A 16,341-nucleotide genomic window follows, 5' to 3' on the forward strand; every position below is an offset into this window, starting at 1 on the left:
AAAAAGAAAAAGATCTAAACGTTTTATACGATTTTCTTGCTCAATCCTTCTAAAAATAATTAACATAGATTTTCATTTTTTGTGAAATGATAAGATGGCAAGAAATTGATTAATTTTAGGAGGAAAGAAAATGACAAAATCAAAAAAAGAAAAGGAACGATTTTGGAATGAAAGAAAGTCGAACCAACAGCCACATGATAAAGTAAAATCGTTTAAAGAATTGGACAAAGAAACAAAATAGCCATCTCCTTTACTAAAGAGTGAATGGTACTAGATTTTTATCGTGATCATTACTTATCACATTATCATTTGTAATCATAAAAAAAAGTCCCGTGATATACACGGGACCTGAGACTGATTTGGTAAAGAATTCTAATAAAATTTTAATAGAATTGAAATTTATGTAGTTCGAACCTTTTAAAATATGAATATAAGCTGATATTACTATTATTAAACTATTCAGCTGTTTTTAGTATTTTATAATTTTTATGGTTTACGACTGTTAGCGGTTCCATTTCTAAATCTCTGAAGTTTTCCATTATGGATATGTCAACAATGACAGAATTTTTATTTACTTTTTGTACTCTACCTTTCAATCCCTGTTTAAACTCAATGATATTTCCTGCTTCTGCAATTTTCATGAGCATATCTCCTAACAAAGTTTTGACTTGACACCTTCTATAATGCATGAAAACGGTTTAAAGGTAAAGAGAAAATTTAAATTTTTTTACAATTTTGTCTTTTTTCATAAGAAATTATGTTTAAAAACCTTTTGAAAGGCAAAAATGGTTGTAGCACTTTCAGGAGGTTAGTTTGTTGAAAGAATGGTTTGAAGAGTTTGAAGTAGAAATTTCAAATGAAATTAAAAATTTGGTTAGTAGTAATACTCTTATAGGTGATCCGATTTTATATTTTGAAAAAATTATTTTAGTACCATTTTTTGAAATGATTTTAGCGCTAGGTGAAGCACATTCATCATACGAGTTTGCGAGTATCGGAACTGGAGTAGAAGTAATTCCTAAAGCATTCTTAGTTTTAAAAGATGGAAAAAGTGAAGTAATTTTAGTAAATAATAAAAATATGAATTTAGCTGTTACGGAAAAAATCCTTGATGTAACTATTTAGTTTCCATTAAGTACATTCTTTGTTAATGTAAGGTTTGAAGTTTATTTCTTGTGGCGATCAAAATAATAAAGGGTGATAGTATGGAACAAAATGAATTTATCAATTTGATTGATCAGCTAGTAAAAGGTGAGATATCAGAAATTAGTGTTACAAAAGATGATTTTTTAACATTTAGACAAATAATTGTTAATCGAGAGGACTTTAAGCACTTTCGTGGGATTGCACAGCATGGTGGCCATGCAATTTATACTTACTTAGAAGAAGCTAGAAGTTAACAATTTTTGTTAAAATCTAAAGTCAAAATAATATTATTTTAATCGAGTACTCATTAAAAGTTTGCGAAAAAAAAAAGTTTTTTTAGCTTTTTTTCTTATTTCGCAAGGTCTTAATGAGTACTTTTTTTGTGAAAATGTTATGACCTCATTTGACAAAAAAATTGTTTTACACTTTATTGCACTCTTCTCCATAATTTGTTAAATTTCATATATTGTTTTATTTCGAGACATATTGTCGAAATGTTTATTTTCTAAATTCAGTACCTATATGTTGTGTTTGTTCTAAAAAGGTAATACAATATGTAGGTATATAATATAAGTATTTTCAATATTCTTACATATTAACGAGGGTGATAATATGGTGATAGTTTACAGTTCAATGACTGGCAATGTTAAGCGATTTGTCAATAAAGTTAGAATGCCGTCAATCCAAATAAAAGATGGACTAACAATTGAAGTACCGTATATTCTCGTAACCTATACTACAGGATTTGGTAACGTACCTGAAAACGTAAGTACTTTTTTGGAGAGTAATTCAAAGTATTTAAAAGCAGTCAGTGCAAGTGGTAATAAAAACTGGGGAGATTCTTTTGCAGCAAGTGCAGATAAAATAGCATCAGACTATCAAGTTCCAGTGTTATCAAAGTTTGAACTGTCAGGGACAAGTCGAGATGTACAATATTTTATTGAGGGAGTGGAAAAGCTTGAGACATATTGAGCTGAATAATGAATTGACGATTAAAAAAGATGGTTTTTTTGATCTCGCAAAAGATAAAGAAGCGCTTCTTTGTTTCTTGAAAGAAGTTGAAGATAAAAAGATTCAGTTTTCTTCATTAAAAGAACGCTTAAACTATATGATTCAAGAAAACTACTATTATAATGTTGAGATGGATTACTCCTTTGATGAAATAGAAAAATTATATGAGTTAGTATACAATGCAGGATTTACTTTTCAATCATATATGGCCGCATCAAAATTCTTTAAAGATTACGCATTAAAAACAAATGATGGAAAGCATTATTTAGAAGGATATGAGGATCGAATTGCGATCGTTGCACTATATTTAGGAAGAGGTAATATTGAAAAAGCATTGAAATTAGCAAAAATGATGATTCAACAAAACTATCAGCCAGCTACTCCAACTTTCTTAAATGCTGGAAGAAGTAGAAGAGGCGAATTGGTGTCATGTTTCTTATTAGAAATGGACGATAGTTTAAATTCAATAGGATTTCAAATTAATACGGCAATGCAACTGTCAAAAATAGGCGGTGGTGTTGCATTAAATCTATCAAAACTTAGAGCTCGTGGAGAGCAAATTAAGGAAATTGATAACGCTGCAAGTGGTGTTGTTCCTGTTATGAAGCTATTAGAAGATTCATTTTCATATGCTAACCAGCTTGGACAACGTAAAGGTGCTGGTGCAACCTATTTAAATATTTTCCACTGGGACGTAGTTGAATTTCTTGATACAAAAAAAATCAATGCTGATGAGAAAAGTAGAATTCAATCACTATCAATCGGTTTAATAGTTCCAAATAAATTCTTTGAACTAGCAGAAAAAAATGAACCATTCTACGTATTCGCACCATATACAGTGTATAAAGAATATGGAATTCATTTAGATGACTTTGATATAGATGAAAGATATGAAGAGTTAGTAAATAATGAGCGTATTAAAAAGAAAAAGCTAGACTTAAATGCTCGAGATCTTTTAGTAAAAATTGCTGCGATTCAGTTAGAATCTGGTTATCCATATTTGATGTATAAGAGTAATGCTAATCAGCAGCATGCATTGAAGGATATTGGCGAAATTAAAATGTCTAATTTGTGTTAATAGCTAGCACCTTCTAGAAGAAATTCTAGTCGAAAACTCTGTTAAACGGGAGAAGCCTTATAATAGGTAATCTACCGTGCTAAATCTTATCTTAATTCGTTAATCTAAACTATTTAGAGTAAGTGTCTTATAGGTATTAAGTGTTAATTCATTAATCAAAATGTAGCACAATATTTAGGAATGTCTAAAGAAACCCAATCAGGAGACAAGGTCGCAATAAATTTCCTACCTATAAGAGACTTTCTGAAAGATTAAGATAAGTAAATGCCTAACGACTATCGAAAGCATAGCTGGATGAAAAACTCCAGTGAAGAAGCGAGTAGAGTACACTCGAAGCGAGTGGAAAAGCAGAGCACCTTACCAGGTTGAGCTGAAGGTGATGATATAGTCTATCCTGCATGGTGACATGTAGCAGTTCATAAGAGAACGGGTTAGGTTGTAGCGGGCCTGATTGAATATATGAGACAGAAATTTTCCAACTACAAGAAACATCAGTCATCAATAACTATGGTGAAGAAGATGCGATTAAACGTGATGTGAATTGTAATTTAGGATCATTAAATATTGTAAATGTAATGGAAAATAAAGCGATCAGAGAATCTGTACATGTTGGAATTGAGGCATTAACAGCTGTAACAGATATGACGGAAATAGAGAATGCACCTACAGTTAAAAAGGCAAATGAAGAACTTCATTCTGTTGGTCTAGGTGCAATGAATTTGCATGGGTTTTTAGCGAAAAATGGAATTTCATATGAAAGTGTTGAAGCTAAAGATTTTGCGAATACTTTCTTTATGATGGTAAACTTTTATTCTATTGAAAAAAGTATGCTAATTGCTAAAGAAACTGGTAAAACGTTTAAGGATTTTGAAAAGAGTGAATATGCTAAAGGTACTTATTTTGAAAAGTATACTTCAAAATCATTTGAACCTAAAACAGACAAAGTAAAGGAATTATTTAATGGAATCTATATCCCGAATGAATTTGACTGGGTCACATTAAGTAAGCAAGTACAAGCGTATGGATTATATAACAGCTATCGTTTAGCAATCGCACCTACTCAATCAATTAGCTACATTCAAAATGCTACTTCATCGGTTATGCCGATTGTAAATGTTATAGAGTCTAGAACTTACGCAAATTCAACAACTTATTATCCAATGCCATATTTATCAAAAAATAGTTTCTGGTATTATAAATCGGCATATGATATTAACCAATTTAAGTTAATTGACTTAATTGCTGAAATTCAGCAGCATGTCGATCAAGGTATTAGTACAATTTTATATGTAAACAGTGATATCTCAACGCGAGAGCTTGCTAGATACTATATTTATGCTAATAAAAAGGGATTAAAGAGTTTATATTACACACGTACTCGTAAATTGAGTGTAGAAGAATGCATTAGTTGTTCAGTATAAAAAAGTAGTATTGAACTTTAGTATATAAAGAGTTGAATAATCTAAACCTGAATCTAAATAAATTACTTGATGATCTAAAATGAAAAGCTCGAATATAGAATGCTTTATGCATATTGTTCTATATCATCGAGCTTTCTTTATGATTAGGGGGAAATATAAATGAAAGCTGTTAACTGGAATAAAAAAGAAGATGATTTTAGTTTAGTATTTTGGAAGCAAAATCTATCGCAGTTTTGGACTGAAGAAGAGATTGTCGTTTCTTCTGATAAAAATACTTGGAATACATTATCAAAAGAGGAGCAATCGGCATTTAAAAAGGTTTTAGGTGGTCTAACATTATTAGATACTAAGCAAGGCGGAGAAGGTATGCCTTTAATCTTAGTTCATCTTAAAAATTTACAAGCTAAAAGTGTACTAGCATTTATGGGTGCGATGGAAGAAGTACATGCGAAAAGCTATTCGCATATTTTTACAACTCTTGCTACTGAAGATGAAATTGAAGATTTGTTTAAATGGGTAGACGAGCATCCAATTTTAACTAAAAAATCGGAATTAATTTCTTCTTATTATTTAAATCTATTAAAGCGTGATGTTTCGGATGAAGAGTTATATATGGCAATGGTTGCAAGTGTATTTTTAGAAAGTTACTTATTTTATAGTGGATTTTTCTTCCCGTTATACTTAGCTGGTCAAGGTAAAATGACTGCTAGTGGAGAGATTATTAATCTAATTTTACGTGATGAAAGTATTCATGGTGTTTTTGTAGGACTATTAGCGCAACAAATTTATGACCAATTTACTGATGAACAAAAAACTCGACTTTACAATGAAACAATGTCATTATTAGTTCAATTATATGAAATTGAGTTACAATACACAGAAGAAATTTATTCTTCAATTGGTTTAGTAGATGAAGTTAATAAATTTATTCGATATAATGCAAACAAAGCGTTAATGAACTTAGGATTTGATTCTTATTTTGATGAAGAAGATATTAATCCAATTGTATTAAATGGTTTAAAAACGGATACTAAAAATCATGATTTCTTCTCTGTTAAAGGTAATGGGTATGTAAAAGCAGTTACAGTGGAAAAATTAACAGATGAAGATTTTGTCTTTGAATTTTAAATGTAAGGAAGTATGTAAATGAAAGCACTTGTTTTTAGAGAATTTGGTCAATCAGACGTATTAAAATACGAAGAAATAGCAACACCTAAAATTTCAAACGATGAAGTATTAGTTGAAATGAAGGCTGTAGGGGTTAATTTTGCAGATATTTATCGTCGTAAAGGAAATTATCATTTAGCAGGTGAACCTCCATATATTCTAGGTTATGAAGGCTCTGGAATCATTACCGAAGTCGGTTCTGATGTAAAAGACTATAAAGTAGGAGATCGCGTAGCGTTTGCAGATGTTCCTTTTTCGAATGCAGAGTATGTTGCTGCAATGGAATCGCATATTGTACCAATACCAGATGAAATTAACTTTGAAATTGCTGCGTCTATTATGCTACAAGGGTTAACTGCACATTATTTAATTAATGATAGTTATAAAATAAAAGCAGGTGATGTTGCACTTGTTCATGCAGTTGCAGGTGGTGTTGGCCAATTATTGACTCAAATGATTCTTTTAAAAGGTGGAGAGGTAATCGGCTTAACCTCATCACAAGAAAAAAGAGAAAAAGCTTTATCAATCGGTGCGAAAGAAGTATTTTTATATACTGATAATTGGGTTTCACAAATAAAAGAGTTTACAAACGAAAAAAATGGTGTAGATGTTGTATATGAATCAGTGGGCTCTACAATAATGGATAGCTTTGAAGCAACAAAAGTTCACGGTACAGTTGTATTTTATGGAATGGCTGGAGGGGATCCAGTTCATATTGATCCAAGAATGTTAATGGATACTTCAAAAACGCTAACTGGTGGAGACTTGTGGAATGTACTAATTTCGAAAGAAGAGAGACTACGTAGAAGTAGCGAGCTATTTAATTGGATTGCAACGAAACAATTAATCGTACAACAACCTACTGTGTTTCCTTTAAAAGATGGTAAGCTTGCACATGATCTATTAGAAAGTAGAAAATCAACTGGAAAAATCATATTATCTGTTTAATAAAAAAGACCAAAACTTTGATGTTTTGGTCTTTTTTTATGAATAAAGCTATTTAATTGGTAATGTAATCGTAAAAGTAGTTCCATTATTACCGCTTATTGCAGAAATGGTCCCGTTATGATTTTGAATCAGTTTTTTAGTTAGAGATAAACCTAGTCCAGTACCGTCATCTTTAGTTGAGAAAAACGGATCAAATATATATGGTAAATCTGAAGGTGGAATTCCAGATCCATCATCTTTTACTGCAATATAAATAAAATCTTTATCAATATGAGTTGCAATGATAATTTTAAGCTGACCTTCTTTTTTTGCATCTAGTGCATTATGAAATAAATTTAAAATTACTTGGACAAGTTGGTTTTTATCAAAGAAAATATGTGCTCCTATTAATTCCTCAGATAGGTAATATTCAATTTTAACATTATTTAAAACGGTCTCGCTAAATAATAGCTGTTTTATGTGATTTGATAAAAAATCATTAATATTAATTGGCTCTGGTTTATAGTTCGCATTCTTTGTTATCGATAAAAAGTCTGTAATAATTCCATTTGCTCGATCTAATTCTGGAATCAATAAATCATTAAACAATTGCTTATACCTAGGTGGAGCTTCTTCTTGCAAGAATTGCAAATAACCTCTAACAGTTGTAAGTGGATTGCGGACTTCATGTGCTATACCTGCAGCAATTCTACCTGACAATGCTAGCTTTTCAGAATCTCTTGCCTCGTTTAAATTATGAAAAACACCAATTACTCTTGAAATTTCTCCATTTAAATCACGGATGATGTGAGTATTGATAATGCCATAATTAATATTTAAAATTTCCTTATTATAAAATTCTTCGCCTGAATAAAGTGTTTGTAATAAACAAATTTCTTTATCCTCTATTTTTAATAATTCTCTAATATGTCGTCCGATTAATTCGCATTTAGTAATTTTAAAATCAATTGCAACTTGCTGATTGTATAGCGTAATGATACCATCTTTATCTATAAATAATATATGGTGCGGTAATGCATCGTAGATCGATTGCAAAGTTCTTCTACTATTAGATAAAAAGTTAGAAAATTTAGTATGTAATGGAATTGTATCATTATTTGTATGATATAAAGTTGTATTTCTAGTTAAATGATTCGAATTAGATAATTCACGAGTTTCATTTGAAAATATAGATTCGGAAGTTATTGTATTTAAAATTGTTTCATACGATTTTACTTTTTCTTCTAGTTCGGTAATTTTATTTTTTAGTTCTTGTACTGTCCCGTTAATCATTTACACTATACTCCAATTTCTACTAAAATAAGATTATACTGTAGTCATTATATCAAACTAATTCGTTTATTTTAATGAAAATTAGAAATAATTAATTAGTAATGAAAGAACTAATGGGAGAGAAGTATGGAAATTAAAATTGGAGTTACAGGGTGGGGCGATCATGATAGTTTATACCCTGATCGGATTCACTCTTCAAAAAAATTGAGACAATATTGTATGCATTTTCCAATTGTTGAAATTGATTCTTCCTATTATAGTATTATGCCACAATCAAACTATCAAAAATGGGTAAATCAAACAACTGCTGACTTTTCATTTATCGTTAAAGCATATGGTGGAATTACTGGCCATTCAAGGCAAAATTATTCGAAAGAGGAGCAAATTTTACTGTTGACGCCATTTTTGGAATCTATTCAGCCTTTAATTGAAGCGAATAAGTTAAAAGGGATCTTATTTCAGTTTCCACCATGGTTTAATTGTAAAAAAGAAAATGTTGAAATATTAAGAACCTTGAAAAGTAAACTTAAAGGACTTCCTGCAATTTTAGAATTTCGAAATCAGACTTGGTTTTATCCGAGTTTTTATGATCAAACTTTGAAGTTTATGGAGGATGAAGGATGGATTCATTCAATTTGTGATGAGCCACAAGCAGGTAATGGTAGCATACCAATCGTGTTACATCCGACAAATCCGAAATTAACTTTAATCCGGTTCCATGGTCGAAATATATATGGATGGAATCACAATGGACAAGATAATTGGCGTGAAGTACGTTATTTATACCGATATAATGAAGAGGAATTATACGAATGGGTAGAAAGAATTGAGCAGTTATCAAAAAACACAAAAGAAATTTGTATACTGTTTAATAATAATTCTGGTGGAGATGCAGCGGATAATGCAAAACAATTAATGAAGCTGCTAGGTATTGAATTTGGACCATCTTCTACCGAGCAGCTTGAATTATTTTAATTTGATTTTCGTAAAAGAGTTATGCAGCAAATATTAATAAGTAGGAATGCAACAAATGCTAACATTGGAATTGTAATGAATCCAAACCAATTTAAATAATCTCCAGTACAAGGGACCGGACCACACTGCGTTGCTGTTTCCTTCAGTGCGGGAACTTTTTGAATTAAAATATGATAGATTGAAATACACATACCTATTAATGATAAAGGTAAAACATAAATTACATCTTTTATTTTATTTTTATAAAAAGCGATTCCAATAATAAAAACGATCGGGTACATAAAAATTCGCTGATACCAGCATAATGAACATGGTGTCCAATGATTAATAATTGAAAATGATAAACTACCTAGTGTTGCAATAATACTTACAATCCAGGTGAAAAATAAAATTGATTGCTGTTTCTTCATTCCTTACCATCCTTAATTTGATTTTCGATATTGCTATTGTACCTTTGATTGGATGTAAAGTGTTATTAAAACGTCATTAGGTCGCTAATTTTTTAGAAATTTAAATTTTAGTTATCAATATTAATCATGTTAATTAAACCCTTAGACTAAGAATTCAATAAATAGAAGTTCAATTAAAAAAGCAGATCTTTAATAATAATTAGAAATTTGCAAGCAGGACCATTATTCATGAAGAAATAGAGAAAGGTACAACTTACCGATTCAAACAAAACTCAACTTTTTCAATAAATTATTCACTTAGTGTTCTAGTTTTCAAAATTTCCTCATTCATATTTCAACACACTGAAAAAACCTGAGATCAGTATCCCAGGTTTTTTTTTAAGATCTATTAAGAGATTGCTGCATCTAAAGCAATAACAATCATGTCATTGAAAGTAGTTTGTCTTTCTTGAGCAGATGTTTCTTCACCAGTGAAGATATGATCACTTACAGTTAAGACAGTAAGTGCATCTACATTATGTTTCGCTGCGAGTGTATATAATGCAGTAGTTTCCATTTCTACAGCAAGAACTCCGTAATCACCTAACTTTTGATACATGTCCATACTATCTCGGTAGAAAATATCTGAAGTTAAAATATTACCTACTTTAACATTTAACCCTTTATTCACTGCTCCATCATATGCTTTCTTTAATAAATCAAAGCTAGCACATGGAGAATAATCGAAACCAGGGAATGTTTGACGATTCATATTTGAATCTGTACAAGTCGTCATCGCAATAATGACATCACGAAGTTTTACATCCTTTTGAAGTCCACCACATGTACCAACGCGAATCAAAGTTTTTACACCATAACTACTAATCAGTTCATTTACATAAATACCAATTGAAGGTATTCCCATTCCAGTACCTTGAACGGAAATTCTTTGGCCTTTATATGTACCAGTAAAACCAAGCATTCCACGAACATCATTATAGCAAACAACATCCTCTAAAAATGTTTCTGCGATATATTTAGCTCTTAATGGGTCACCAGGTAATAAAATTTTATCAGCAATTGCACCTTGTTCGGCACCAATATGTATACTCATTTAATGATCCTCCTTAAAACTGTAGGTAAATAGCCCATCGATTATCAGTATGATAGTTTCTACATTTAAATAAAAAACATTCTTATTTGTATCGCTACTTAAAGGAAAAAGTAAGATGGACGTAGTACATAATAAATATAGAAATATTCATAGACAAAATTAACCAATACAGATAATTTATGGCGAATTTTAATTATTGCACAGGTGATAAGATAATGAAAGAGTTTACAATTAGAAATTCAGCTTTCTTGAAATAACTAAAAATTATTTAACTATTTAAGGGAGAATGATCTATGAAATTTCGTTTTATTGCAGCTCTATGTATAGCTATATTAATTATTCTATTAATTAGCAATCGCTTAGTTAATCATAGTATATTATCAAGTGGTAGCCAGGTTAGCCACATTAAAGTTGAAAAGGTAAAATGGAATCTTACGACTAAAAAAACCTCACAAGAAGTAATCGTATCTTCTAGAACTTTGAATGTGTTACAACGTGAAAAAATTAGACTATTTATTACGACAGATCAATTAAATTCTTATAAAGTCATTGAACCTGTATATAATGGAGATAATCAATTTACATTCAAGTATTCCTTTAAGAAAGACACTCCATATTATGTTAGTCTATTTTTAAATAATCAAACGCTTGATACAAAGATTTTCCAAAAACAAAAGGACAAAACTGATGAAGTATTTCCGACAGCAATTTTAACGAAAAAGACAGATGATTACAGAGTTTCGCTACTTTATACTTCAATTCTTCCAAAAACTAAGAGTAAAATTACATTTGATTTTGATCAGTTTAAAAAACGTTCCAAATTTACAGATCAGCAATTTTATATTATGAATGAAGAAGGTACATATTTTAAGCTAATTAGTAATCCTAATAATCATTCAAAAGTAAACTATGAACTTGATTTACCTGAAGCAGGTATGTATAAAATATTTTATGAATTTAAATTAAATGATGATCAAAAATCATTTGATTTTATTTTAGACGTAAAAGACAAAGACAGCTAAGGAGTAGGAAATGCACAATTTATTAATGAATTCAAAAGTATTAGTTTTTGATTTAGATGGTACTTTGTATGATGGTACTGAGCACTACGATTACTATGCTAAATTACTAGCTAATGAAATAAGTCCAGAAAAACGTGATTCTTTTTTAAGCGATTATAAAAAAATAAAAGATTATGACCATGCATTAACAATTGGAAAAATATATGACTCTGAAAATGATTTAATCATATCATTAGATCCAATTACATTGATGCCGATTCAAATATTCACTTGGGAAGGGCAGCTACTATCTAAAGATGAACTTCCAGCGGATTATATTGAAAAAATTAATTATGAATTACCTTTTATTCCAGTAGGAGATGGTTGGTGGATTCCTTTAGTAGCAAGCTATCACTACGGTGCAAAGGATGTATTTCACTGTTATGATAAAACAAAAGAGTATATGGCAACAAAAGAGTTTAGTATTCCTTATATAAAAGGTTTAAAAGAGGCTTTAGAAAAAGTTAAGGATTCTAAAAAATTAGTATTGTTAACAAACTCTGATCGTGAAGATGTAACTAGATTATTGAAGTTACTTAATTTAAACGAATTATTTCATCTTGAAATTACTGATGGAAAGAAGCCGTTAGAAACCGAAAACCATTTTAAAAGTATAATGAATAAGTTCAATGTTATGCCAAATGAAATTGTGTCGATCGGTGATAATTTTATTAATGAAATTTCTCCTGCTTTAAAATTAGGTATGCACGGAGTATACATTACAAATCAAACGACTATGCAAGTTAGTGATTCCCTATTAGTTGTAAAAAAACTAGAGGAAGTATTTGAGTAAATTTAAAAACTGTAAGCGAAAATTGCTTACAGTTTTTTCTTGTGCATTTTTAATGATAGTGGGCTGATCTTTATCACCGATTTGAATTACAATTCCAATTTGAAGTATACTCTATTTTCCAACTTAATTTTATGGGCATCATACATACTTTTGAATTTGCTATGAGAAAATAATGTTAGGAGGAAGTGGGAATGAACAAAAATCGAAAACGATACTCTCTCATATTTTCTATCTTTATTTTTTTTACTGCTTTTTTTAGTCATAACATAAATAGTGAAGCAAGAACTACAAATTACGGCTATATTACTCACCCATTATTAATTTATTTTTTTGATGTAGGTCAAGGAGATAGCATGGTTATGATTTTACCAAATGGTAAAACAGTACTGATCGATGGAGGAGACGTTGAACATGGTGGAGTCGTTATAAAAAAACTTAGACGACTACATATAAATGCGATCGATCTATTAGTCAGTACACATCCAGATATTGATCATATTGGTGGGTTATTAAAAGTGATGAATAGTGTTAAGATAACAAAAATCCTAGATAGTGGGAAAAAATATAATTCACATTCTTATTATTTATATAAGAAAGAAGCATATCAGAAGAATATTCCAATTAGTATTGCAAAGCTAGATGAAAAAATAATGCTTGACCCCAATGTAGATATCACAGTTTTAAATAGCGGGAAAAAATCGTATACGAATAATAATAGTTCAATCGTATTGAAAGTTAAGTATGCTGACATTTCAATTCTATTAACCGGAGATATTGAAAGAAAAGCCGAACAAAGATTAATTAAAAATGAGAATATCAATGCTCAAGTACTAAAAATTCCGCATCATGGATCATCAACATCAACTTCAGAAGCGTTTTTATTTGCTGTAAATCCTACAGTCGCAATCCTTTCATATGATAAATTTAACTTATTTGGTCATCCACATCGGTCAGTAATGAAGCGGTTAAATCACCTAGGAATTAAACAATTTACAACAGACCAATTCGGAGATATCGAATTAGCAACAAATGGTCATAAATTATATATCGAAAAAGAAGAAGTATTGGTAGATCCATGAAGGACAAGAACCAATACTTCTACTTTTTTAGGGGTATAAGGGATTTAAAGAATATATAATTCCGTCATTATTTGTGACGTTTTTGTTAATTGCTTATAAGTAGTATAGACAACTAGGAGTATATATCATAAAATAGTTATGAAGAAATCAAGGTACTTATAAATGAATGTGAATGATGATTAAGTAAACACTACTTTCTATATTGGAGTATTGGCGAAGACTTCTTAAGCAAAGGAAAGAGGAGAGTAAATGAAATCAATTATTAATGTAAAAATTTACACAGGTACAGAAGTAATTGAAACTGGTTATATTCGATACGATGAAAAAATTTCTTCTGTTGGGCATATGAATAGTTACGAAAATGAAGGTGAAGAAATAATTGATGGAAAAGGAACAGTTATTATTCCTGGAATGATTGATATCCATATACATGGAGCATATGATGTCGATGCAATGGATGCTGATCCAAATTCAATGGTAACTATGAGTAAAGAAATGATGAAGGAAGGGGTAACAACTTTCTTCCCAACTACAATGACACAATCCAAAGAAAATATTAAAAATGCTTTAAAATCTTTAAAAGAGGCTAAAAAGCTCGGTGCTCATTTTGAATATATTCATTTAGAAGGACCGTTTGTTAATAAAAATAAAGCTGGTGCACAACCATTAGAATACATTATTAACCCTGAGGTTGAACTATTTAAAGAATGGCAAGAAGCTTCTGGAGGACTAATCAAATTAGTTACTTATGCGCCAGAGGTTGAAGGTGCAAAAGAATTAGAAAAAGAGCTAGAGCGGACTAATGTAGTTGGTACAGTAGGTCACTCTGATGCGATCAGATCAGATTTTGAAGGTAGAAATATTTTCCACGCTACACATTTGTATAACCAAATGAGACCAATGCATCATCGTGAAGCAGGAACAGTTGGACATGTATTACTTGATGACCGAGTAATGGTCGAAATGATACCTGATGGAATTCATATTCATCCTGATATGGTAAAACTTGCTTATCGCCTAAAAGGTGCTAAAAAAATAAGTGTTATTACTGATGCGATGAGAGCAAAAGGGTTAGAGGACGGCAAATATGAATTAGGTGGACAACCTGTATTTGTAAAAAATAAAAGTGCAAGATTAGAAGACGGAACGCTTGCAGGTAGTATTTTAAAAATGGATGATGCATTCAGAAACATTATGGCATTTACTGGCTGTAGTCCTGAAGAAGCAGTACAAATGACATCAATAAACCAAGCTGAAGAATTTGGTCTTAAACATAAAGGCGCATTAGAAGCAGGTAAAGACGCTGATTTTGTGCAAATGACTCCTGATTTCTTCGTTATTGATACAACTAGACAAGGTAAAAATATAGATGAGGTGACTTTATGAACGTAATCGTAGTAAAAAATGCAGAAGAAATTTCAAAAGTAGCATATGAAAAAATGGTAAAGGCATTTGAAGGGAAAGCAGAATTCACATTAGGATTAGCGACAGGTGGATCTCCCCTAGGTATTTATGAACTTTTCCGTATCCATAAACCAGATGTGTCAAACGTCATTACGGTAAATCTTGATGAATATGTAGGTCTTGCAGAAGATGATCAAACAAGCTACCACACTTATATGGCAGAACAACTTTTTAACCACTTAAATTTTAAAGAAAACCATTTACCAAATGGAAATACAAAAGATTTAGAAGAAGCTTGTAAAAATTATGAAGAATTACTACAAAAGCATCCTGTAGATTTACAATTATTAGGAATAGGTGAGAATGGTCATATTGCTTTTAATGAGCCAGGTACACCATTTGATACACCTACTCATATTGTAGAGCTTACAGAATCAACTCGTAACGCAAATAAAATTTATTTTGATAACGAAGAAGATGTCCCTACACATGCAGTAACTATGGGAATTGGTTCAATTATGAGAGCTAAAGAAATCATTTTAGTAGCTTCAGGCAGCAAAAAGGCTGAAGCAGTTAAAGAAATGTTAAATGGAAAATTAGATATTAACTGTCCTGCTACTGCACTACAAAACCACAATAACGTAACAATTGTTGTTGATGAAGAAGCATGCTCACTTTGTAATAAATAATGTTAAAACTAGATAAAAATTCACCGTTACCGATTTATTTTCAAATACAAGAGATTTTAAAGCTAAAAATTAACTCAGGAGAATGGAAACCTGGTGAGCGAATTCCCTCTGAGCAAACATTGAGTGAGATGTTAAATGTAAGCAGAATGACAATAAGACAAGCATTAAACAATCTTGTAAAAGAATCATTAATAAGTCGGAAACGTGGAATTGGTACATTTGTATCTGTAAAAGATGGAATTGAAGTTGAAGAATCACTAAAATCATTAAGGAGTTTTTCTGAGGATATTACATCTATAGGATTGACCCCTACTAATAAACTACTTGGCTTTTCAACGATCGAAGCTGATGAATATTTAGCGGAAGTATTATCAATTGAAAGTGGATCTGAAATTTTTAAAATTGAAAGATGTCGTTTAGCAAATGATCATCCCATTGCAATCGAAACAACTTATCTACCAAAAAAATTAGTAAATCGAATTGATGAAAAAGCATTGAATCATTCTTTATATGAATATTTTGAAGTTACATTAGGTTATTCAATTCAAAAAGCTACAAAATGGATTAAAGCATCTTTAATGACAGAAAAAGATTCATTAATTCTTGAAGTAGCGGAGGATTCTCCTGCATTAGAACTACATCAAGTAACGTTTATTAATGAGGGTATACCACTTGAATATGTAAGCTGTATTTACCGAGCTGATCGCTATCGTTTTACAATTGATATTGACCGTTAAAAAGGGTGCTTATTTAAGCACTCTTTTTTCAAAGAAAAAGGGTGCCTAAATTAGCAC

Annotated in this window: 17 protein-coding genes and 2 pseudogenes; 15 read left to right on the plus strand and 4 right to left on the minus strand. The window is 30.7% G+C overall.

Annotated features, from left to right (window positions below; genetic code table 11):
* Positions 1-130 precede the first annotated feature (130 nt).
* On the plus strand, positions 131-241 hold the full coding sequence (locus AB1282_RS13130) for a DUF6254 family protein (protein WP_220270703.1): 111 nt from the start codon (positions 131-133) through the stop codon (positions 239-241).
* 214 nt (positions 242-455) lie between these two features.
* Here AB1282_RS13130 and AB1282_RS13135 read toward each other — a convergent pair whose 3' ends face one another.
* Entirely contained in the window at positions 456-641 is a 186-nt protein-coding gene (locus AB1282_RS13135; RefSeq protein ID WP_056474129.1) for a YkvS family protein, read from the minus strand.
* A 175-nt stretch (positions 642-816) separates the two neighbouring features.
* Here AB1282_RS13135 and AB1282_RS13140 point away from each other — a divergent pair, with 175 nt between their 5' ends.
* The 7 genes and pseudogenes from AB1282_RS13140 to AB1282_RS13170 all read left to right on the plus strand — a co-directional run bounded on the left by AB1282_RS13140 (position 817) and on the right by AB1282_RS13170 (position 6,771).
* Positions 817-1,125, plus strand: coding sequence for a spore germination protein GerW family protein (locus AB1282_RS13140; RefSeq protein ID WP_056474132.1), 309 nt, complete (start codon positions 817-819; stop codon positions 1,123-1,125).
* 80 nt (positions 1,126-1,205) lie between these two features.
* Positions 1,206-1,400 (plus strand): hypothetical protein, encoded by a 195-nt coding sequence (locus AB1282_RS13145; RefSeq protein WP_056474133.1) that lies wholly within the window; start codon positions 1,206-1,208, stop codon positions 1,398-1,400.
* Positions 1,401-1,758: 358 nt separating this feature from the next.
* A complete protein-coding gene (nrdI, locus tag AB1282_RS13150; RefSeq protein ID WP_056474136.1) occupies positions 1,759-2,118 on the plus strand; it encodes a class Ib ribonucleoside-diphosphate reductase assembly flavoprotein NrdI in 360 nt (119 codons plus the stop codon).
* Positions 2,105-3,232: pseudogene (locus tag AB1282_RS13155) on the plus strand (ribonucleotide reductase N-terminal alpha domain-containing protein); the annotation flags it as partial. The gene nrdI and the pseudogene AB1282_RS13155, both read left to right, overlap by 14 nt.
* Positions 3,233-3,699: 467 nt before the next feature.
* Positions 3,700-4,656: pseudogene (locus AB1282_RS13160) on the plus strand (ribonucleotide-diphosphate reductase subunit alpha); the annotation flags it as partial.
* Positions 4,657-4,815: 159 nt separating this feature from the next.
* On the plus strand, positions 4,816-5,784 hold the full coding sequence (gene nrdF, locus AB1282_RS13165) for a class 1b ribonucleoside-diphosphate reductase subunit beta (RefSeq protein ID WP_335414307.1): 969 nt from the start codon (positions 4,816-4,818) through the stop codon (positions 5,782-5,784).
* 18 nt (positions 5,785-5,802) lie between these two features.
* A complete protein-coding gene (locus tag AB1282_RS13170) occupies positions 5,803-6,771 on the plus strand; it encodes a quinone oxidoreductase family protein (protein WP_429899300.1) in 969 nt (322 codons plus the stop codon).
* 48 nt (positions 6,772-6,819) lie between these two features.
* Here the strand turns inward: AB1282_RS13170 and AB1282_RS13175 are convergent, their stop codons facing one another.
* On the minus strand, positions 6,820-8,043 hold the full coding sequence (locus AB1282_RS13175) for a two-component system sensor histidine kinase NtrB (RefSeq protein ID WP_429899302.1): 1,224 nt from the start codon (positions 8,041-8,043) through the stop codon (positions 6,820-6,822).
* Between the two features lie 126 nt (positions 8,044-8,169).
* On the opposite strand from AB1282_RS13175, the gene AB1282_RS13180 reads away from it, so the two are divergent.
* Entirely contained in the window at positions 8,170-9,018 is an 849-nt protein-coding gene (locus tag AB1282_RS13180) for a DUF72 domain-containing protein (RefSeq protein ID WP_056474145.1), read from the plus strand.
* Here AB1282_RS13180 and AB1282_RS13185 read toward each other — a convergent pair.
* Together AB1282_RS13185 and deoD are read right to left on the minus strand one after the other, a co-directional pair.
* A complete protein-coding gene (locus AB1282_RS13185) occupies positions 9,015-9,428 on the minus strand; it encodes a disulfide oxidoreductase (RefSeq protein WP_056474150.1) in 414 nt (137 codons plus the stop codon). The genes AB1282_RS13180 and AB1282_RS13185 overlap by 4 nt on opposite strands.
* 388 nt (positions 9,429-9,816) lie before the next feature.
* Positions 9,817-10,521 (minus strand): purine-nucleoside phosphorylase, encoded by a 705-nt coding sequence (gene deoD / locus AB1282_RS13190; protein WP_429899304.1) that lies wholly within the window; start codon positions 10,519-10,521, stop codon positions 9,817-9,819.
* Positions 10,522-10,814: 293 nt separating this feature from the next.
* On the opposite strand from deoD, the gene AB1282_RS13195 reads away from it, so the two are divergent.
* The 6 genes from AB1282_RS13195 to AB1282_RS13220 all read left to right on the plus strand — a co-directional run bounded on the left by AB1282_RS13195 (position 10,815) and on the right by AB1282_RS13220 (position 16,284).
* Entirely contained in the window at positions 10,815-11,543 is a 729-nt protein-coding gene (locus tag AB1282_RS13195) for a hypothetical protein (RefSeq protein ID WP_056474156.1), read from the plus strand.
* A 10-nt stretch (positions 11,544-11,553) separates the two neighbouring features.
* Complete coding sequence (locus AB1282_RS13200; RefSeq protein ID WP_429899306.1) at positions 11,554-12,375, plus strand: HAD family hydrolase; 822 nt, start codon at positions 11,554-11,556, stop codon at positions 12,373-12,375.
* Between the two features lie 191 nt (positions 12,376-12,566).
* The gene (locus AB1282_RS13205) at positions 12,567-13,454 is read left to right on the plus strand and encodes a ComEC/Rec2 family competence protein (RefSeq protein ID WP_056474157.1); all 888 of its coding nucleotides are present in this window, start codon (positions 12,567-12,569) and stop codon (positions 13,452-13,454) included.
* A 249-nt stretch (positions 13,455-13,703) separates the two neighbouring features.
* Positions 13,704-14,840 carry an N-acetylglucosamine-6-phosphate deacetylase gene (nagA, locus tag AB1282_RS13210; protein WP_056474160.1) on the plus strand — a complete coding sequence of 379 codons (1,137 nt, stop codon included), beginning with the start codon at positions 13,704-13,706 and terminating at the stop codon, positions 14,838-14,840.
* A complete protein-coding gene (nagB, locus tag AB1282_RS13215) occupies positions 14,837-15,547 on the plus strand; it encodes a glucosamine-6-phosphate deaminase (protein ID WP_429899308.1) in 711 nt (236 codons plus the stop codon). The genes nagA and nagB overlap by 4 nt, the downstream gene beginning before the upstream one ends.
* Entirely contained in the window at positions 15,547-16,284 is a 738-nt protein-coding gene (locus AB1282_RS13220) for a GntR family transcriptional regulator (RefSeq protein ID WP_056474164.1), read from the plus strand. Before nagB ends, AB1282_RS13220 begins: the two co-directional genes overlap by 1 nt.
* Positions 16,285-16,341 lie beyond the last annotated feature (57 nt).

Source organism: Gottfriedia sp. S16(2024) (assembly GCF_050473765.1).
GTDB lineage: Bacteria > Bacillota > Bacilli > Bacillales > Bacillaceae_G > Gottfriedia.